We start from the raw sequence: 19520 nt of genomic DNA on the forward strand, positions 1-19520 counted from the left end.
CATGCGCAATTCACCAAAAGGCTGGCGTTATTTCGCTTACGGGGTCGCTATCGCAGTGGCTGCAAACTTTGTAGCAGAAGGGGTGCGCAAATTGCTGCGTGATGCACCTACTGCGGAGGGTGAGTAATGTTTCCAGGAATGGGCGCAGTCGCAGGGTTAGGCGGCATGGGGGGCATGACGAACGGGGCGGGCAGTCCTATTAGTTCAAGTGCCAGTGCTGAAACTGGCGACCAAACACTTAACCAACGCTTTCAAGGCGGTAATTTAAGTTTTGGTGGCGGTACCAACAACCAATTGCTGATTTTAGGCGGCATTGCGGTTGTTGGCCTGTACCTAATGACACGTAAAAAGTAATGCGTATAGCACACATTAGCGAGCTTGAGCACATCAAGGATGCAGCCGGAAGCACCAACGATTACGCCGAAATACGGCAAGAGATAGCAACGAGCCGGGCTTTACTTGTTGAGCACATGGGTTGCTATTGTGTGTTACGCCTGGATGCAGACGGCCTTGTCGTTGTCTGCGCCCAGGGCGCAAATCTAAATCATATCGCGCCATTAATTGTACGCCTGGGCCAACGCCTCAAGGCGGGCGCAATTCTCTTTCACACCAAACGCCCCGCGCTTAAGCGCTTATTACGGGCGTATCAGTTTAAATTTCTGATGCACGATAACAACGGGCATCACGTTTACAGGATGGCAATATAATGGGTAGCAGATCTAGTTCATCCAGCCGCCAGCAAACCAATAACACCAGCACAACGATTGGTGTGTCGGGTGATAACCAGGGCTTTATCACCAATGGTAACGGCAATTCGTTCAATATCACCAGCACAGACGGCGGGTTAATTGATGGCGCGGTTGATATGGCCCGTGCGGGCTTCGACTTTGGTGATTCGGCTGTGCGTGGGGGTTATGACTTGGCGCGGGACGTAAACCAAGATTCTTTGCATTTCGCCGAAGGGGTTACAGACCAATTTGCAGGGCTTATTAGCGATGGTTTTAGCTTTGGTGCTGATGTTGTCGGCGAAAACACGAGCCTAGCGCGTGACTCAATCATGGCGCAAAACTACCTGGCTGAAACATCTATTGATGCTAATAGTGAGTTGGCCCGCGACGTAGCTTATCTATCAGAGAACATGCACGCAACGAACACCGACTTTGCTCGGGATACGTTGCAAGACTCACTTCTTGCGATTGACAATAGCAGTGAACGGGTATCAGAAATGGCGTATTTTACCGCCAATAACAGCAGTAACTTAGCGCGTGATGTTATCGCCGAAACGGCTGACGCTTACGAGGAGGCAGGCGATCAAACGCTATTGGCTCATAAGCAGGCGTTACAGTTCGCAAACGACGCGAGCCGCTCAGATGGGCAGCAGCTCGCCATCAGCACCAACAAAACAATGATGTACATCGGCATTGCTGCCGCTGGCGCAGTCGTACTTGTTGCGTTAAGTAAGGGGACAAACTAATGCTGTACAAGCAAACAATACGCGCTGGCGAAATGCGCGAAATTTCAAAGCGCGGCCACCACTTCAAGTTGATCAAGTGTCAAACGGCGCTCAGGCTGCGCGTTCACGCTAAGACTGAATTGCTTTTGGATACAGAGGTGCGCGCGGGGTTTGAGATTGCGTTTGCAAAAGAGTTTGAGCGTATCGTCATCGAAGCTGAGCAAGAGCAGCGCGTTGAAATATGGGCCGATATCTGGCCGCTTGGTTATGATGCGCCAGCACAGAACGCTAATGCGTTGCAAAATGGGCTATCAAATCATTACGGAGACTCTGAACTTGTTCTACCGTTCGAACCAAACCGCTTAAATGCGCGCATAGTTTCTGATCTCCCTTGGTGGTATGGCGGAAGCAATGTGAGCAAAGAAAACGGTATCCCTGTTGCTGCACATCAAGAGGTTGAAATTGCGGGCGCAGCCGAGATTTGGGCTGCGATTGAAGAAAGGGCAGAATACCAACCAACGACGCAATCAACACAAGTTCCTTTCGACGGTGGCTACACGTTTGCGACACTCGAGCACGAAACGGGGTTATACGTTGCGACGAGTGCCGGGCTATTTGTCTACAAAGATGGGCAATATCAGCTGCTAGAGCATATATCAGGTGTTCAGCAGTATGAACATGTTACGCGGATTTCAGAGGACGAAATTGCGGCTTGTGGCTCTTACGGCCATATCCACATTTTCAATATACGCACTGGTGCGCAGGGGGTTAAGTGGATGCCATTTCTGTCTGCGACAGGAACAGGAAGCGCAGATGTACATCTGAGTCGGTGTGATTGTATGACCTACTCTGAAAGTGCGGGGAAATTCATTATTGCTGGTCTGGGAACTGAGCCAGGCTTTGTGTACGTCAGTCGCGACAATAACATGAACACTGTGTGGGATATGAAAATGGTCGGCGGCCCTAAGTGGAATGTTTTGCGAGCATTTGACGACAAGTTTTTAGCAGTAGTGGGGATTGACACTTATGTCTTTGAAACTGCAACGCTCGCTGACTCCTGGGGAACTGATCAACCAATTGGGCAAATAGACAAAGGTATCAACTATGAGGCCCAGTGCACTGAAAATGACCGCATACTCGTATTTTCAACGAAGGGGTCTAACTCTAGCGTCTACACGATTAATAAAGCCAGTCTTAACCTTAACCTGGTTGCAGGGGGCGCTGCGGCTATTGCTACCCCCAGCGGTTTATTGATTTATGGCGTCGACGGCAATTTCTACGAATCTGAGGATGATGGAGCAACATTAGTTAGTTACCCAGGGCCTCACACTTGGAGTTCTTCGGCATCAGTCTATATGGGCTGGTCAGGCGGCAATTTGGTTGTCCACCCGAGAAACGGTGATGTTGAATTAGTTAGCACCGAGAAAAAGCGCATTATAGCTAAACAGCAACTCAGAGTGCTTAAGGGGTTTAGCTAGTGAACAGAAACCACGTTCTATTGGCCGTCGGGGCACTCATTCTAATTTCAGGAGCATATTTCATGGCACAGGCAAAAGGCTTACGCAACAACAACCCGTTAAACATCAAGTACAGTGGCGATAAGTGGCAGGGCATGACGGGCACAGATGGCCCCTTTGTCGTGTTCGAAACGCCGAAGCATGGCTTGCGAGCAGCAGGGCGCATCTTGCGCACCTATGCACACCGTCACCAGCTGCGTGACATCGAAGGTATTGTGTCACGCTGGGCACCACCGAGCGAGAACGACACACAGAACTATATTGAATTCGTGACAACAAAAACGGGCCTACCACGCAACCAGGCACTAGACCGTGATACTTATCCGCAAGTGCTCGCGGCAATGATACATATGGAAAACGGCTCACAACCGTTTAGCCTGGACGAAATTCGCCAGGGCTTTGAATGGGGGTTCTATGGGTAAGTTCTTAACCGTTAACTTTCCTTATTTGCTGCTTGCTGCCGCTGGCCTCTACGTGCTGAAAAAAGGGAAAACCTTTTACGATGCCGCTGATAACATCGCCGCAGGGGTTACGCGCCCCGTGGCCGATGCGCTGGCAGAAATTCAGTTTGCCCTTAATGGCTCGGGGTATATCAAATACCCCAACCCAGGGTTTTATCTCAAGCCTGATAAATTGGGCGCTGATTATGAGGTGATAGACCGCACCTGGTTAAAAGCCATGTATTTAACGCATGAGGACCACGGCGATTATATCGAGCAGATATTCGACCCCCAACTCAAGTTAAAGCCAGCCTACTATCCGCTCATAGGGCAAGAGGTGAACGCCTCAACCATCGTTACAGCGCTTAAGGGGTAGGGTATGGACAAGTTCGACTTGCTCCTAGTGAGTAACGTGATCACCGTCTTGGTATGCACGGCCATCAATAAAACGGATATTGCCTGGATAAAGCAAGGAATGCAGCAACTGCGCGACGACATTCAAGCGCTAAGGGATCCAAAATGAGTTGGGAATGGTTAGGGGGCATCTTTGCCCCCGTTAAACAGTGGCTCAAGAACCGCGCCGCCGAGAAGCAAGCCGAGCATGAACGTAACCTCGCCGTCATCCAGAACCAGGCGCGATTGGCCCAAAGCGAAAAGGACTATAACCATGAATGGGAAATGGCGAATTTGCAGGATAAGGACAAAGGGCTGCGTTACTTTTCGTATGCCATGTTCACGGCGCCAATTGTGATCACCGTCGTCAGTCCGGCTCATGGTAAAGAGATATTCGCGAACCTAGAGAATGTCCCACCGTGGCTAGTGCAAACCTGGATAGCCATTAATGGCGGTGTGTGGGGGATTTCGTCACTTAAAAATGTCGTGCCATCGGTAATTGGTAATATCCGCAAAGCAAAGGCAGTTAAGCCAGTGTAAAGGGCGCTTTGCTATCGTTAAATTCTCCTAAAGGATTGGGCCTTGCGTATGCAGGCCCTTTTTTTGTTCGTACGAACAATGAGCCTGGTTCGTAATAATTGGCTCGCAGATTACGAACCAGGACTAAAATTACGTAATAAATTACGTACCGGTATCGTCGGTTACTACCTCGGCCAGCTCGTTTAAAAACTCCCAGTTATCAGCCATGTTAACAAGCTCTGTGCCCATTTCACGCAGCTTATCACGGGTATGCACCAGGTTATGAAGTTGAGATATTTCACGTCGTAAGTTGATAATCGTTCGGTCTTTGAAGCGATTACTTTGCATCAACAACCACACGCGCTCGAGTTCCTGGGGAGAATAGCTGGCACCGTGCGGGGTATGTAAGCGGCCATCACGGCCAATCATAAAACCAACCCAATCGCCTTGTTGGGGAATACCGCCAGCGGCCATGGACTCAAGCAACGTCGTCGCACTTGGTGTGGGCTTGTTCGTGCGCATCCATCTATCTAACGTGCTTTCACTGACTCCCAAAGCGGCCATCGCGCCTTTACGGTCAATTAAGCCCTGGTCGGTAATAAAACCTGCATTGCGCAGTAGTCGTTTAAAATCGATCATTTTCACTCCTTTAATGTGTCGATTTATCCGAACCAGTCATACTTACGAAAAAAGTCCGGTACTTATCGGCACAAAACAGGGCGACAAGAAAAAAAATTTAAAAAAATTTTCGCCAAAAATACCCAAAATAGAAAAGTTATGAAAACAAGGCTTAGGGCTGTCATTTTGGCTGAACTATAGAATGGTGCTGCGAGTAGTCATTTTGAGGCTATTTAACATAATCTAATTTATAGGAGGTTACTATAATAACCAAATAACTATCATAGAAACCGACACTAAAAGTCCAATACTAGACGGTATCGGACATTTTAGAGTCATTACGGCTTTTAGTATAGTATGTTGTGACAAGTGTTGTTCATTTACCAATTTATACAATTTCCTAGTTAGTTACTGCGCTTTAGTCTATGGTTGTATTGAGCAATATGCGCTTATCGCATAGTATTAGTAACCAAACCACGAATAAAAAGACGTATTATGGAGTTTGTTCGCCCTTTGGAGCCGATTCTGATCATTGATGATGATCAGTCCATGCGAAGTTCTTTGACCACCATCCTCACCGAGCTGGGTTACGACCAAGTCGCGGTTGCTACAGATGTCGCAGAGGCCAAACCGCTGTTATCACAACTGGAGCCAGAGGTGATATTTGTGGATATAGCGCTCCCAGACACTGATGGTTGCGACGTCGTCAGTTACCTAAAAGATTTACATCCCCACAGTCGAATTATCCTTTGCGCTGATCATAACTCCCAGGAAAACGTAGAACATAGCTGGGAATTCGGTGCGCAAGAATACATTAGCAAACCATTCAACGCGAATAAGGTTGATATGGTTATGAAGCGTTTAGAACTAAATTAATAAGCCCCCTTATGCAAGAACAATTAAAACAGCTGACCCTAGGCCTAGCTGATGTTATTTATGGCAAAGAACAGCAAATAAAGTTAGCTCTGTGTGCAATGTTAGCGCGCGGCCATTTATTATTAGAAGATCTTCCAGGTATGGGTAAAACAACCCTGTCGCATGGCTTGGCACAAGCCCTGGGGATGAGTTATCAACGTATTCAATTTACCAGTGACTTGTTGCCAGCAGATATTCTGGGGGCGAGCATTTTTAACACTCAAGAGCAGCGCTTCTCGTTTCATAAAGGCCCGGTATTTAGCCAAGTGGTACTCGCCGACGAAATAAACCGCGCGGGCCCTAAAACACAGAGTGCGTTGCTAGAGGCCATGGAAGAAGGCTGTGTCAGTATCGACTCTGAACGATATACGCTCCCTACTCCATTTTTTGTGGTTGCAACGCAAAACCCACAGCATCAATCCGGCACCTTTCTATTGCCAGAGTCACAGCTAGACCGGTTCTTTATGCGCTTAAGCTTAGGATTCCCCCCAGCCGATGCGGAAAAACAACTCATTCGTGGCCATATTCCTCAGCGTGATAAAGCGATTGATGCCATTATCAGTGCCGAGCAATTACAAGCCATGCAGGCCAATGTTGATAAGGTCACTATAGCCAATACCGTTGTTGATTATATCTTGTCACTCGTAACTCACACCCGTCATGATAAAGATATCAGTCATCCTTTATCTCCTCGTGCCAGCATCGCGCTCGCCCAGGGTGCACGGGCTTGGGCATTTATGGAAGGCCGTGACTTTGTTATGCCAGAAGATGTGCAAGCTGTGTTCGCTAGTATTTGTGAGCATCGTATTAATCCGCATGACGTTTACAGTCAAGGCTCTGTATGCAGTGATATTCTCGCTCGCGTCAAGGTTCCGCTTTAGTATGCTTGCAACAATGCAACAGGGATGGTCGTCCATACGAACGCGAATAGAATCCCTACTGCTGCGTGATAAACACAAAAAAAAGCACCTGACACTGGGTCACAGTACGTTATATGTGCTGCCATCTAAGCTGGGCTTGGGCTTTTTACTTATTGCCGTGTTGAACTTTATCTTGGCCGCCAATTATCAGAATAACCTAGTGCAAGTTGTCTCTTATTTGATGTTGGTGTTGGTATTGATGTCGTTAATTCAGGCCTATACCAACTTAAAGGGCCTCGAGGTCAAATTTAATAATATTAGTGATGTTTTTGCGAACCAAACACCTGTATTGAATATTACTGTATGCAATAACTCGCGTACCAGCTATGGCGTTAAACTAACGTGGCAAGGTCAATGTAAGGAAGTGGAACGCGTTAGCCAAGATGCCCAGGTCGTGCTTGTAAGTGGCCGTAAATGTTCCCGTGGTAAGTATCCAGCAACACGACTTCAGATTTCAACGGGGTTCCCATTTGGCCTCGCTAAAGTATGGAGCTATTTAGAGCCACATGCCCATTACTTTGTTTATCCATCTGCACAAGCGCACAATACTGCACTGACCTATGAGGCCAGTGAAAACCAAGGTGAAGTGAACGCGCTTAAGCCACAGTCAGGAAATGAAGAGTTTTATGCCTTGAATGAATATAAACAAGGTGCTGACTACCGCCGCATTTCTTGGAAACACTTTGCCAAGCGTGAGCAGTTGTTAGTGAAAGAGTTTGTATCTTATCAGGATGCGCAATATATGCTCGACTACGCATCACTACAAGGCAGTGTTGAGCAACGTCTGAGTGCAATGGCCTATTCCATTGAGCAGGCGAAAAGCACCCAAACAAAGCTTGCGCTGCGTATTGGCAATACTCAGTTTGATGCTGATAACAGCCCCTCCCATTATACTAATGCATTGCGTGCACTGGCTTTATTTAAAAATGGAGAGAAATGATGCTGTCTTTTGTTAGCACGGTGCTCAGTGTCATCTACATCGGTATTTTCACGTTAATAGGCGCAGAACTCCCCTCCTTAATGCTGAGCCTGTTATTGTTACTGTGTCTTTGGAATTTATTGCTGGCAAACAAGTCATTGACTCGCCCAGGTGCACTGGCTACTAACTTATTGGCTGCGGCTTGTTTAGGTGTGCTGTTTGTGTCGGTCAGCTATGATGAAAGTGTCCTACTGTTCGTGTCAATGCTGTTACAGGCAGCAATATTAAAGCTCTTACAAGCGAAAACGTCCAAGCAGCTATCGACTGTCATTGTGCTTACCTTCTTTTCATTATCGACTGTGTTCCTTTATCAACAGTCTTTATATAGCTCAATATTAGTGGCCATATTTTACGTTTGTTTGTTGGCATCTTTAGCCGCCTTACATGGTGCTCGCACGCCCAAACGAGCCTACTTTCAAGCACTTGGCTCGTTCGCTATGGCAATCCCCATCGCTGCGTTATTGTTGTTATTTATTCCCAAAGTGCCTGCATTTTGGAAACTTCCTGGCGCTGGCGGTGCTAAAACAGGCCTTAATGAGCGTATAGACCCGTTCAATATTGCCAATCTGGCGAAGTCCGATGACTTGGTGTTTCGTGCTGAGTTTCCAGGGCAACTTCCTGCGCCCCCCTATTATTGGCGAGCGCTTAATCATGAAGAATTCGACGGCAAAGCATGGATAAAAGCGCAGCGCCCTCCTCGCCCTCGTACAGATATAGACTGGCAGAGCTATAGCGCTCAGGCCACTCTGTACTTAGAAAGCTCCGCAAACCGCTGGCTATATGCATTGCAAGACAGTGTTAGCCCGAGTCAAAAAGTAGAGAATTTACGAGGCGGTTTACTTAAGCGCAAAGAGTCAGCAGCATCGAGCTTTCAATACCCATTGCTTTACCGACCGGTGCAAGCAAGTGTCCTGACTAATTACCAATCACGTCTTAACCGCCTACTGCCAACGGATGGGAATCCGCAGGCAAGAGCCTTAGCCCGGCAGTTGAGTCAAAGTACAAACACGGCAAACCAGTTTGCTAGCCGGCTGATGGGCTTTTATGAACAACAAGGCTTTAGCTACACGTTGACTCCAACACCGATCACCGATGACAACTCCCTTGACGTATTTCTAACCCAAACTAAGCGTGGCTTTTGTGGCCATTATGCCAGTACAAGTGCATTTATAATGCGTGCTGCCGGGATCCCTGCACGTGTGGTATCAGGGTATTTGGGAGGAGAGCAAAGTGAACAGGGTAATTACCTGCGTGTATATCAGTATGATGCCCACGCCTGGGTTGAGTACTATGATGGCAATCAATGGCAGCGTTTTGATGCAACCAGTGTGGTCGCGCCAGAGCGATTAAATGGCTCGCTCTCTCAGGTTCAAGAATTGCAACAAGAGTTTATGGATAACCTTGATGTCGGCTTATTACAGTTGAGCCATATAGAGGCATTGAACTGGTTGCGATTAACATTGGAAGAGCTCGATTACAGCTGGACAAAGTGGGTGCTTGGTTTTGATCAACAAAAACAAAAAAGCGTGCTTAAAGATTTACTCGGTAACCAAATAGCACAGTACAGCATGGTGTTGGCCCTTTGCGTGGTTGCACTTGTTCTACTTGGGTTATTGTTATTGGGTAGTCGCAAACAACAGCAGTCAATGAGCTTCAGCGCTAAATGGCTGAATAGGCTGTTTTTATATGCAGATAAACAGGCACTGCTTAGCACGCAAAATAGCACACCCAAGCAAAAGCTGGCACAATTAGCAACACACTGCCCCGGCGCGGCAACGCCACTTGCACGTATAGAGCAGCTTTATACATTGGCCGCTTATAAGCAACGCCCGCTTACCAAAGCACAGAAAAAAGACCTTGTAAAACAGGTCAAAAAAGCAATAAAAATAATAGGCTAGAATATGAATTCGGTATTAATTGGCGTCATTTTGATGCTTGCACTCACCCTGTTACGAGTGAACGTAATCGTGGCAATGACTGTCGCAGCTGTAACCAGCGGATTAATCGCTGGACTACCTTTAAAAACTACGGTGGAAGCGTTCAATAATGGCCTCTCAGGCGGCGCTGAAATTGCTCTCAGTTATGCTATGCTCGGCGCCTTTGCAGTGGCTATCTCGAAATCGGGCCTCACCACTTTACTCGCTCGTCGACTATTGAAAATGATGGGGCAAGAGCATATTTCTTCGCGGTTTTTATCTTTTGCGGTGCTTTCAGTGATTCTCTTTTGCTCTTTGGCATCACAAAATCTCATTCCTGTTCATATCGCTTTTATTCCTATACTCATTCCACCGCTGTTAGGTATCACGAATGGCTTAAAGTTAGACCGCCGCGCCCTCGCCTGCACACTCACCTTCGGCTTAGCTACGGCTTATATGGTGTTGCCTTATGGCTTTGGGGGCATTTATTTATACAACATTTTGCATTTAAATTTGGTCGAGAATGGCTTATCAATCGACAAAACCAGCGTTCCTCTAGCTATGGTGATCCCGGCACTGGGCATGGTTTTCGGCTTATGTGTTGCGCTTTTTATCAGTTATCGCAAAAGCCGCAGCTATAACAATATATCGCTCGCCACAGAAGAGACTGAGAATGCAATAGCCCACCCATCAAAGGTCTTAGCCATAGGCTCTGTGGCAATCGTGCTGTCACTCGCAGCTCAATTTCTGAGTCAATCGATGATTCTCGGTGGTCTTGTTGGGGTGATTGTGTTTACTGTGTTTGGCATTGTTAAATGGCATGAAAATCAAGATGTGTTCTCCAAAGGAGTGGCGATGATGGCGATGATCGGCTTCATTATGATTTCAGCGCAAGGATTTGCTGAAGTTATGAAAGCCACCGGTCATGTTGACTCACTCGTTGCCAGTGCAGCAGATATGATTCAGGGCAACAAACCATTAGCGGCGGCGCTTATTCTGTTAGTAGGACTACTCATTACCATGGGGATCGGCAGCTCATTTTCTACAGTTCCAATTATTGCAGCACTTTTCGTTCCTTTGTGTTTGCAACTGGGGTTCTCCCCAATGGCCACGGCTGCATTAGTAGGCACAGCGGGTGCCCTGGGTGATGCAGGTTCACCGGCGTCAGATTCAACACTCGGGCCCACTTCAGGATTGAATGTCGACGGCCAACATGACCACATATGGGATACCGTGGTACCAACTTTCTTACATTTTAATATTCCACTGGTTTTGTTTGGGTGGCTAGCGGCCCTTGTGCTATAAAGGGGACAGATTTTAGCCAATTAATACCCACACAAGGAGGTGAGATGTTCAAGCAACTAACATTACTCAGTGTTATTTGTGCTACGTTAACTGGCTGCGTCGGCAGCGATAATGCAACTTCAACACCGATAGAGCCAGCCCCTGAACCTGAGCCAACACCTTCAGGTATTACCTTTACAGATGCGGGACTGTCGGGCGAGCGCATTAATCACCTGGTTCATTTCAACGATGCGATTTATGCCGGGACTGATACCGGCTTATTTAAATCCAGCAATGACACGTTTACTCAGTGGCAGAAAGTAGCCACGACCTCAGCCCCTATCAGTGCCATGTGTGCAAACAGCACCGAGCTTTTCTATGCCACTCGCCCAGCCCAACGCTCGACACTGACGAAAGTGTCGATGAACGAAGAGCTAAGTCATATTGAGCATCGTTTTGCCCCAAGCGAAAGTGAACACATCTACGCACTCTATTGCACTGAATCAGCCTTATACGGGACGGGGAACTTGGTTCTTTCGGCCTCCTATGATGATGGAGTAAGTTGGCAAGCGCTGGCAGGAGAATATGGGTATGCGGCTACCGGCATGACGGCCTCTATGCACAAAAGCGGCAATATGCTGTGGTACGGTGGCCAAGGTGCAATCGAAAACCCAATATTACGTCGCGTAGATTTAGAGAACCTTGCACAGCAGGAATACCACGACTTGTTTCCTGCCCCGAGCACAATTAAAGCGATTAAGACCACTTCCCAGGGGGAGATTATTATCAGTGGTGAAGGTGGCTTAATGAAAAGTGCCGACCAAGGCGAAACGTGGACACAAATCTACCGAGATGAACAGGTACCCTATCGTTTCTATTTTGATTTTATCTATACAGAAAATACTCACACGCTAATTAGTGCTGGGTGGAACAAGAGTCAAAAACGTGCTCCCCAGCCTCTTTATGTCGACGTAAGTGATAATGGTGGCGAGCAATGGCAGCGCTTTCAGTATGATAAAAACGCTGACTATCATGGCGGCGTATTAAGCCTATTGCTACTGAGCAGCGATGAGCAGTCCGTTTCATTGCTATTGGGGTTAGACATGGGCGGCGTTGTCAAAGCCCAATATTACTACCCCACACACTGACGCTGCGTAATGTAAAAACTATACATTGTATGATGTGTTCACTTATTGGTGAAATAAAGGCCGCGATGCTGCGGCCTAACAAATAAGAATTTATTTAAACCCGTTGAGCATGCGTTCGCACACGACAGGCGTTGGCCTGTGGTTGTCATCCACAGCAACAAAGGTAAAGCTGCCACGAATCGCTAAATGTTTGTCATCGCGGTGCATGGTTTCAAGAAATATCTCCACATCCACTTTTAAGCTGGTATTGCCCACATGGACTACGCGAGAAACCAACTCAGCAAATGTGCCCGCCGGTATTGCTTCTTTAAAATCAACACGGTCGGACGAAATAGTCACTAATGGTTTGCGACAAAAACGGGTGGCTGCAATAAATGCCGCTTCATCCATCCATGCCAGTGCATCGCCACCAAATAAGGTATTATGATGGTTGGTACGCCCAGGAAACACGGTTTTAGTCACCGATGTTTCCGAATCTTCTATGCGCTGTGCAACAACGGCTTCTTTATCTAACTTACTGCTCATTCGTATTAACTTCACTCGCTAATGTATCAATCATAAGTAATTGTGGATCCAATCGTTCATTAAACCAATTGAAACGCCAATCTAAATGGGGGCCAGTTACCCGGCCAGTAGCCCCTATTTGCCCTATCACATCGCCGGTTTTCACGGTATCGCCCACATCAACCAACACCTTGTGCATGTGAATATAAGTGGAAGTAATACCATAACCATGGTCTAAAATGACGGTGCCACCGGAATAATAAAGCTCAGGATGCGCCATCACGACTTCACCACTGATTGGTGCGTAGATAGGTGTACCTGTCTTGTTAGCGATGTCGAGACCAAAGTGTGGCCGTTTAGGGGTACCGTTAAAGTAACGCTGGCTGCCATACACACCAGAAATTCGACCCACTGCAGGACGATATACCGGCTCAAGGAACGCCGTGCGTTCACTGTTGTTAGCACGTGCTTGGCGAACCAGTTTTGCATCGTTACGGATGCGCTCTAAAACCTTTTCAGGCGGGGCGACATATTTACTTGCCACACCTTCTATTTTATCTATCTGATACTCGCGCTCCGCAATGCTGAAATCAAGTTGATGCCATTGCTCATCTTGGCTTTGCCACTTTAATTGCTGATCAGTTTGTGCATCACGGCCGAAGCCAAAAACAAAATAGCCATCTTTGCTAAGTTTAAGCTCGCGCTCAGCAAAAACGACCTTTTTAGCATCTTGTAGCTGTCCTATAACCATACCACCTTGGGTCAACTGACCTTTAATCAATGGGGTCGGCAGCTCTTGGGCTTCGCTCTTAATGGGCGCACACAATGATGCCCCAAGGAGCAAGGCGGTGATTGCCATACGTTTAAGCATAACCAATCGCCCCTTTGCCTACACCTTCATAGGCGCGAACCTCTACTTGCTTATCCGGGTAAGCTTGCTTAATTTGCTTGGCCATATAATCGGCGATACATTCGACTGTGGTATCACAAGGCAGTACCTCAGTACGCTTTGCACTGATTGCCAATTCAAACTCACCTTGATTAGCATGGTAACGGCTACAGATGTCTCCTGGTGCTGCGCTTATATCTTGTAAGTGTGCAGCCTCCACCACATCCTCTTCGCTGACCAAGTAAATATCAGCCCAACGCTTAGCCCACTGCTTTTGCACACTGGGCATGGCCATACCATCTAGCCAAACGCCTAACGTTGAGCGGTGGCCATGAACAATTCGCTGGCAGTTGCCGTCGTGTTTTTTTAGGCCATGAGAATAGTGATAATAAAAGCTCTGATGCTGCTCAGCACGCAACGACAAAGTAATACCCTTGACGTTCTCTGGCAGCTGAGGAGTGATTTCAGCGACTAGATACTCGGTCACTACTTGCTCATTAATACTCGGTGCGTCAATCAAGCAAACCGCTTGCTTTGGGCCGCTCATAGCGAAATGGTGTTCGTTGTTATCGCCAAAGTTACTTTTCAGCGTCACTTTGTCATCGCCCTGAAGGATATCGATATTGGCTTTAGTGGGTACCGCCAGGGTGTGGTCAACACTGTTATCAATAATGCCCTTGATTTGTTTTTTCACTAAACCAAAGTCAAGCAACATGGATTCATCGTTCAAATCACCGTCTAAAGTCAAGTCAACAATCCAACTCTCACCAACCGGGCCGCGCTGGGGGCAAAAAAAGGAGAAATCAATCACGGTTAAGTCGTTGACGAAGAGCGTCATACACTGTCCTTGCATGCAGTTGAGAAGATGTCGCAATTATACAAGGGATGAAGTAAAAATGCTGCCTGAATTTGAATCCTTGGTGATAAATCCAACATTGCTACGTGGCAATAACGAAGCAGTCACACTACAGACACAAAAATGGCGTAAAAATAACATCCTAAAGCACTGTTCAGAGTTGTTTAGCGTACAAGTGTACGCTAAAGTAGCTGGCAAATTTTCGACAATAAAGTGTGTTATGGAACAAAAAAATAGCTACTCCAAAGAAGACTTGGTTTCATGTGGCCAAGGCGAAATGTTCGGCGAAGGTAACTGCCGCTTGCCTATCGATAACATGTTGATGATGGACCGTATCACCTCAATCACTGATGACGGTGGCCAATACGGTAAAGGCGAAATTGTCGCTGAACTCGATATTAACCCCAACCTATGGTTTTTTGATTGTCACTTTAAAGGCGATCCGGTGATGCCCGGCTGCCTTGGCCTCGATGCAATGTGGCAGATCGTTGGCTTTTTCCTTGGTTGGTCTGGCGGCCCTGGCTTAGGGCGTGCCCTGGGTGTAGGTGAAGTAAAATTCACCGGACAAATTTTGCCTACTGCTAAAAAAGTAACTTACCGTGTCCAGATGAAACGCGTGATTAAGCGTAAATTATTCATGGGTATGGCCGATGGCACAGTGGAAGTAGACGGTCGCGTTATTTATGAAGCTAAAGATCTAAAAGTGGGTTTATTCCAAGATACCAGCGCTTTTTAAATGTAGACGCTAGAGACGAAAAACGCCGCGTAATTGCGGCGTTCTTTTATTCGTTTGCTCTTTATACTTTATACATAGAGCGGTCTTCGACGGCTTCACGCCACCCTCCGAGCCATTGTGATCGTGGATCTATTTGTTGGTAGGGGCAATGTTCTTTTGAACGGCCTGCCATGCCTGCTTTATAACCTTGAGAATGTGCACGTTCTAGACGATCACGCTTTTGTCTCTTCATAGGTAAGTCCTCACCATTATAGTTTTGATACGTTGTAGTGAATCGGTCATCTACATTTAATGGATAGTTAATAAAACTGTCACTTGCAATCAACAAATTTAACCTTTGCCTATTGACAAACCCTAACTGGCTGAGCGCGGATTAAATTTAGTTTTGAAAAATTTCAGTGGTCGTACCTCGCGTTCGCCGACCTTTTTATTGGACTATTTTTACGTGGATTTTTGCGCGCGCTTAAATGATCAAACACGCGCCTAACGCTTATAAATAAAGACAGTGGTTTCGCTAAAAAAGTTCCTGCCCTTAGTTCTAATCTGCCGTCTATTGACCTTAAATTCAACCCTTAATGTGACACAAATTTGCCATAATTTATGTCCATGAATAACATTAACTCTAAGTTCAACACCACGCTGGCTTTGTTATGTGCTTAGTCATGCACTGTGCACGTGATTACTGGCTCAATTATGTTTTTTAGGATTTTTTGCCAGGAAGTCTTCACTCTGCACGGCGCACAGTTCGAACTCTCGCGTGTTTTTGTAAGGGAGTTTCATAAAGCCCGCAACACCTATGCCGTCAATGGCCATCGCGTATTGCATAATCTCGTCAAGTAGTTGGCTAAATCGTACTTCTTGGCTGGCATCCAATAACCGATAATAATGGTGTATCTTCAAACGTTGGGGCAAAGATTCAAAAATGATGCATCCGGTGTGGTGGATTTTATTAAGCTCAAATACGCATTGAATGATTTTCTTGGGAAGCTGTAGCTGCTCATCCGGGTCTTTACCATCTTCAAAATAAGAATGCGGCCTCAGCATCTCAGTACCGGGTATATTAATAACGTCATAATGCAATTGTGGCAGTTGCTCGAACTTAAAGGCACCGGTGGCATCACGCTCAAGTTGAATTGTTTGTCGGGCATCGAATAGACAACATTTAAACAACCCTTTTTGGGTGATCCCTTGCGCCAACTTCACGGTGTTATCTACCGCATCTTGGAATGAAGGCTCTAATGACTCGTCATACAAGATTAAGCTTGATTCAACAAACAGTGATGACTGCTTCCAGTGAAAGCTCAAACCGCCCACAACGGGGTACTTGGCCAAGCGGCTGATCGCTGCCAAAAACGCTTTTTCAGTATCACCGGTATCAAATAAAAATTCTCGGTAATAGCGCTCCAATTGCGCATCATTAACATCAACCAACCGCTGTTGACTGTCTGCCTGACGCAAAAACTGCTTACGCGAGCTGTACACTACGGTATCGGGCAAAGTGGCTACCTGCGCCTTCCAAACTGGGATCAATGCTTTATCTCGAACCAACGGATTATCAGGAACATAGGCGCGGGCCATGGTCGGCATATTACGCATAAAATAGTCGCCGCCGGCGTCGCGCGTTGCCTTGTCTTTGCTGAGCATGGCATCAATCACCCGGGCAAATTCTTTGGGCAACCCCAGTGATGCAGCAGGTATCACTTGCGCACCAAAACGGCACGACTGCGCTGACGCCAGCGCGTACAACGTTGACGCCACCCCCTGCTCGTCAAAACGCGGAGACGATTGCGCCCCAGACATTTGCTCATCACCAATAAAGTAGACATCCCCCATGCGCGCGTTGGTATTGGTTACATCCGCAGACATTAAGTCCATCACATTTGCGGCAATGGGCTGCCCACTGGCATCCAGCTGCGCATAAACAGAGCTCCCCCAATCAACCAGTGACAAGGTTTTGCTGCGCTCATCCCAGACCAAATTGGAAGGCTTAATATCCCCATGAACAACGGGCATAGGAGTGATCCCACCTCGGTAGTTTCGTAATACATGTAATAACTGGTGGAGCTGCAGCGCTAAATCGAGAAGTTGCTTGGCAGTAAACTTGCCTTGGCGAATAGACAATTGTTCTAAGTCTTCTCCCTCGGCTCGCGCCATCATCAATATGCCTTGCTTTTTTACCCGCTCAAAGGCATAAAATTGCGGGATCATCGGATGATCAAAACGTGAAAGCATATAGGCTTCGTCTTCGAGCCTATCGCGTACTGATTGCGCTAAGGTAATACGAGAGAATTTAAACACCCAGTGTTGTTGCCTATCATCAATACCTGCGAACACAAAACCAAATGCGCCGGAGCCAATTAACTCAACATTTTTATAGCCCAGCATGGTGAGCTGTTTAATGCATATATTCAGCCATTGCTTATGCTTTTTAGCATCGCGATGGGAGAGCAAATAAATAGATTGCTCTTCATTAATATAAAAATTGGTGATTGCCCGCTGCGCCAAGCTTGCCTCTGGGTGTTATCTGCTAACTAATTGCTAAGTTTACGCTTTTTGTTACATATTCGACAACATAAAGCACCACTTTGCGCGCCTAAAATGCTTGTCCTAAAAACGGCAATAACGTATTCTTTTACGCTTTGAACGACAACGAAAGGGAATTCCCATGAAAAAAGTACTAATCGGCGGTGCTGTTGCCGCTGCTGTGGCGGCAGGCCTTTATTATTCAAACCAAGGTGCTGGCGGCGGCGCGAGTATGGCTGAGCTAGATTATGTGCCTGCTGATACTGTCTTTTTTGCTTCACAGTTAAAGCCGTTTCCATATAAGCAATACGCACAGTTGTTACCCTCTGACATGATGTCCAGCGGCACCGACGAAGAGCTCACCCAAGCTATCGAACGTGCAAAGGCTCAAGGAAACGTTAACGCCGTATTCTTCTTCGAACTACTAAACCAGTACGAGAGTAGCGTACGCGATGGCAGTTATACGCAAACGTGGGGCATTGGTAATGACCTACGCTACCTAGGGTACGCTATTGGTTTAATGCCGGTAATGCGCGCTGAGCTCGAACAACCGCAAAACTTTATCAATACGCTGAAAAAAGCAGCCGACAACGCAGGCGTAAGCTACGCTGATGAATCATTGAATTCGCAGTCTTACACCCGCTTTACCCTTGCACTTGATGACAGCAGCTCCGTGGCGATTATCGCTGCGATTAAAGATAACTGGCTAACAGTGACCCTAGATAGTGAATTCAACAATCAAGATGACCTTGCCTTAGCCCTTGCCACTGAAAAAGCGCAAACAAGTTTAAACAGCTCCAATCGTGTTAATGACTACATCAATAAGTATCAGTGGGACGGCAGCTCGATTAGCTACGTTAACTTTGAAGCATTAGCCTCAGCAGCAGTCGCTGACAAACCTTCACGTTTAAGCAGTATGCTTGATGCCATCCTTACGAAAATGGGTCAAGCACAAGCAATGCAAGCTTTGCGCACCGCTGGTTGTAAAGCAGACATTCCAGCTATTGCAGCGAAATGGCCCGCTATCGTCTCTGGCACGTCAAATGTCAAAGTCAGTGACAGCAGCGCCGACTTTGATGCGGATATTGTGATTGAAAGCACGGACAAAGATATTTTGGGCGCATTACAAACTGTTCGCGGCTTTATTCCAAGTCACGTGACCAATAAAGACGACGGCTTATTTAGTGTCGGTTACGGTATCGATGTGGGTAAACTTGCACCACTTGCTAATACCGTTTGGAGCGCATTTACGCAGGCTGAGTTTACCTGTGAGCCGCTAATGATGGCACAACAGCAAGCGAAACAATCAAACCCAATGGCTATGGCGATGGCCACCGGCATGGCTGCCGGAGTAAAAGGGATCAGCGTTAGCGTACAAAATGTGGTGATGGATTTCAGTGGCTATACCCCACAAGTAAGTGATATTGATGCGTTAGTCACGCTTAGCGCCGATGATCCAACAACACTCATAAACACCGCAAAAGGGTTAGTGCCGCAGCTAGCACAAATTGAAATCCCTAGTGATGGCACGCCTATTTCGATGAATGAAATTATGCCTGTGCCTGCCAGCGGTAATGTGGATGCTCAACTGGCTATAAACGGTCAACACATCACCGTGTACAATGGTGAAAAATCAACAGCGCTCGCTGCTGACATGAGTTCACAAGCAGTGGATGCCAACGGTGTATTAGGTATGAGCCTGCAATTTGCACCGATGATGGACATTGTTCTTGAAGCCGCCGCCAGTAAAGGTGAAGAATTGCCACCTGAAATCCACTCGTTGGCTAAGCAAAACATGAAGCTATCATTGACAACAGATATCACCGACAACGGCATTGAGATGAAATCTGAAACCAATATCAGCAAAAGTGAATAACCACTAAAAAGGGCGCTAACAGCGCCCTTTGTTA

At 46.9% G+C, this 19520-nt stretch carries 23 protein-coding genes; 17 read left to right on the forward strand and 6 right to left on the reverse strand.

What is annotated here, in order from left to right:
- The first annotated feature begins 1 nt into the window (after position 1).
- The 9 genes from FIU82_RS18790 to FIU82_RS07505 all read left to right on the forward strand — a co-directional run bounded on the left by FIU82_RS18790 (position 2) and on the right by FIU82_RS07505 (position 4343).
- Positions 2-127 (forward strand): hypothetical protein, encoded by a 126-nt coding sequence (locus FIU82_RS18790; protein ID WP_301539931.1) that lies wholly within the window; start codon positions 2-4, stop codon positions 125-127.
- Positions 127-354, forward strand: coding sequence for a hypothetical protein (locus tag FIU82_RS07475; protein ID WP_152440743.1), 228 nt, complete (start codon positions 127-129; stop codon positions 352-354). Before FIU82_RS18790 ends, FIU82_RS07475 begins: the two co-directional genes overlap by 1 nt.
- Positions 354-707 (forward strand): hypothetical protein, encoded by a 354-nt coding sequence (locus FIU82_RS07480; protein ID WP_152440744.1) that lies wholly within the window; start codon positions 354-356, stop codon positions 705-707. The genes FIU82_RS07475 and FIU82_RS07480 overlap by 1 nt, the downstream gene beginning before the upstream one ends.
- Positions 707-1474 (forward strand): hypothetical protein, encoded by a 768-nt coding sequence (locus FIU82_RS07485; RefSeq protein WP_152440745.1) that lies wholly within the window; start codon positions 707-709, stop codon positions 1472-1474. The genes FIU82_RS07480 and FIU82_RS07485 overlap by 1 nt, the downstream gene beginning before the upstream one ends.
- On the forward strand, positions 1474-2931 hold the full coding sequence (locus FIU82_RS07490) for a hypothetical protein (protein ID WP_152440746.1): 1458 nt from the start codon (positions 1474-1476) through the stop codon (positions 2929-2931). Before FIU82_RS07485 ends, FIU82_RS07490 begins: the two co-directional genes overlap by 1 nt.
- A gap of 62 nt (positions 2932-2993) precedes the next feature.
- Positions 2994-3392 carry a virion protein gene (locus tag FIU82_RS07495; protein ID WP_253946302.1) on the forward strand — a complete coding sequence of 133 codons (399 nt, stop codon included), beginning with the start codon at positions 2994-2996 and terminating at the stop codon, positions 3390-3392.
- Positions 3385-3786: a hypothetical protein gene (locus tag FIU82_RS07500; RefSeq protein ID WP_152440748.1), complete on the forward strand. Its 402-nt coding sequence runs from the start codon at positions 3385-3387 to the stop codon at positions 3784-3786. The genes FIU82_RS07495 and FIU82_RS07500 overlap by 8 nt, the downstream gene beginning before the upstream one ends.
- Before the next feature lie 3 nt (positions 3787-3789).
- Entirely contained in the window at positions 3790-3933 is a 144-nt protein-coding gene (locus tag FIU82_RS18640; protein WP_157576504.1) for a hypothetical protein, read from the forward strand.
- Entirely contained in the window at positions 3930-4343 is a 414-nt protein-coding gene (locus FIU82_RS07505) for a hypothetical protein (protein ID WP_152440749.1), read from the forward strand. Before FIU82_RS18640 ends, FIU82_RS07505 begins: the two co-directional genes overlap by 4 nt.
- 141 nt (positions 4344-4484) lie before the next feature.
- On the opposite strand, the gene FIU82_RS07510 is transcribed toward FIU82_RS07505, so the two are convergent.
- Positions 4485-4961: a hypothetical protein gene (locus FIU82_RS07510; protein ID WP_053911629.1), complete on the reverse strand. Its 477-nt coding sequence runs from the start codon at positions 4959-4961 to the stop codon at positions 4485-4487.
- Positions 4962-5435: 474 nt separating this feature from the next.
- Between FIU82_RS07510 and FIU82_RS07515 the strand changes: the two genes are divergently transcribed.
- The 6 genes from FIU82_RS07515 to FIU82_RS07540 are packed head-to-tail and all read left to right on the forward strand — an operon-like array spanning position 5436 to position 12102.
- Positions 5436-5816 carry a response regulator gene (locus FIU82_RS07515; RefSeq protein ID WP_022944208.1) on the forward strand — a complete coding sequence of 127 codons (381 nt, stop codon included), beginning with the start codon at positions 5436-5438 and terminating at the stop codon, positions 5814-5816.
- A gap of 11 nt (positions 5817-5827) precedes the next feature.
- On the forward strand, positions 5828-6736 hold the full coding sequence (locus tag FIU82_RS07520; protein WP_253946303.1) for a MoxR family ATPase: 909 nt from the start codon (positions 5828-5830) through the stop codon (positions 6734-6736).
- Position 6737: 1 nt separating this feature from the next.
- A complete protein-coding gene (locus FIU82_RS07525) occupies positions 6738-7715 on the forward strand; it encodes a DUF58 domain-containing protein (protein ID WP_172972719.1) in 978 nt (325 codons plus the stop codon).
- Complete coding sequence (locus tag FIU82_RS07530; protein ID WP_152440751.1) at positions 7712-9652, forward strand: DUF3488 and transglutaminase-like domain-containing protein; 1941 nt, start codon at positions 7712-7714, stop codon at positions 9650-9652. The genes FIU82_RS07525 and FIU82_RS07530 overlap by 4 nt, the downstream gene beginning before the upstream one ends.
- Positions 9653-9655: 3 nt before the next feature.
- Positions 9656-10975 (forward strand): Na+/H+ antiporter family protein, encoded by a 1320-nt coding sequence (locus tag FIU82_RS07535; RefSeq protein ID WP_022944212.1) that lies wholly within the window; start codon positions 9656-9658, stop codon positions 10973-10975.
- Between the two features lie 44 nt (positions 10976-11019).
- A complete protein-coding gene (locus FIU82_RS07540; protein WP_152440752.1) occupies positions 11020-12102 on the forward strand; it encodes a hypothetical protein in 1083 nt (360 codons plus the stop codon).
- A gap of 90 nt (positions 12103-12192) precedes the next feature.
- On the opposite strand, the gene FIU82_RS07545 is transcribed toward FIU82_RS07540, so the two are convergent.
- From FIU82_RS07545 to FIU82_RS07555, 3 genes are read right to left on the reverse strand one after another with little or no spacing between them, the layout of a single operon-like run.
- Positions 12193-12627: an acyl-CoA thioesterase gene (locus tag FIU82_RS07545; protein ID WP_022944214.1), complete on the reverse strand. Its 435-nt coding sequence runs from the start codon at positions 12625-12627 to the stop codon at positions 12193-12195.
- Positions 12617-13477, reverse strand: coding sequence for a M23 family metallopeptidase (locus FIU82_RS07550; protein ID WP_152440753.1), 861 nt, complete (start codon positions 13475-13477; stop codon positions 12617-12619). Before FIU82_RS07550 ends, FIU82_RS07545 begins: the two co-directional genes overlap by 11 nt.
- A complete protein-coding gene (locus tag FIU82_RS07555) occupies positions 13470-14333 on the reverse strand; it encodes a 6-carboxytetrahydropterin synthase (protein WP_152440754.1) in 864 nt (287 codons plus the stop codon). The genes FIU82_RS07550 and FIU82_RS07555 overlap by 8 nt, the downstream gene beginning before the upstream one ends.
- 238 nt (positions 14334-14571) lie before the next feature.
- Between FIU82_RS07555 and fabA the strand changes: the two genes are divergently transcribed.
- Positions 14572-15087, forward strand: coding sequence for a bifunctional 3-hydroxydecanoyl-ACP dehydratase/trans-2-decenoyl-ACP isomerase (gene fabA, locus FIU82_RS07560; RefSeq protein ID WP_152440755.1), 516 nt, complete (start codon positions 14572-14574; stop codon positions 15085-15087).
- Positions 15088-15148: 61 nt separating this feature from the next.
- Here the strand turns inward: fabA and rmf are convergent, their stop codons facing one another.
- Entirely contained in the window at positions 15149-15319 is a 171-nt protein-coding gene (gene rmf / locus FIU82_RS07565; protein ID WP_026111006.1) for a ribosome modulation factor, read from the reverse strand.
- Between the two features lie 455 nt (positions 15320-15774).
- Positions 15775-17592: a protein kinase gene (locus FIU82_RS07570; protein ID WP_151172757.1), complete on the reverse strand. Its 1818-nt coding sequence runs from the start codon at positions 17590-17592 to the stop codon at positions 15775-15777.
- A 160-nt stretch (positions 17593-17752) separates the two neighbouring features.
- Between FIU82_RS07570 and FIU82_RS07575 the strand changes: the two genes are divergently transcribed.
- Positions 17753-19486 carry a hypothetical protein gene (locus tag FIU82_RS07575; RefSeq protein ID WP_152440756.1) on the forward strand — a complete coding sequence of 578 codons (1734 nt, stop codon included), beginning with the start codon at positions 17753-17755 and terminating at the stop codon, positions 19484-19486.
- Positions 19487-19520 lie beyond the last annotated feature (34 nt).

Source organism: Pseudoalteromonas sp. THAF3 (assembly GCF_009363775.1).
In the GTDB taxonomy this organism is placed as follows: domain Bacteria; phylum Pseudomonadota; class Gammaproteobacteria; order Enterobacterales; family Alteromonadaceae; genus Pseudoalteromonas; species Pseudoalteromonas ruthenica.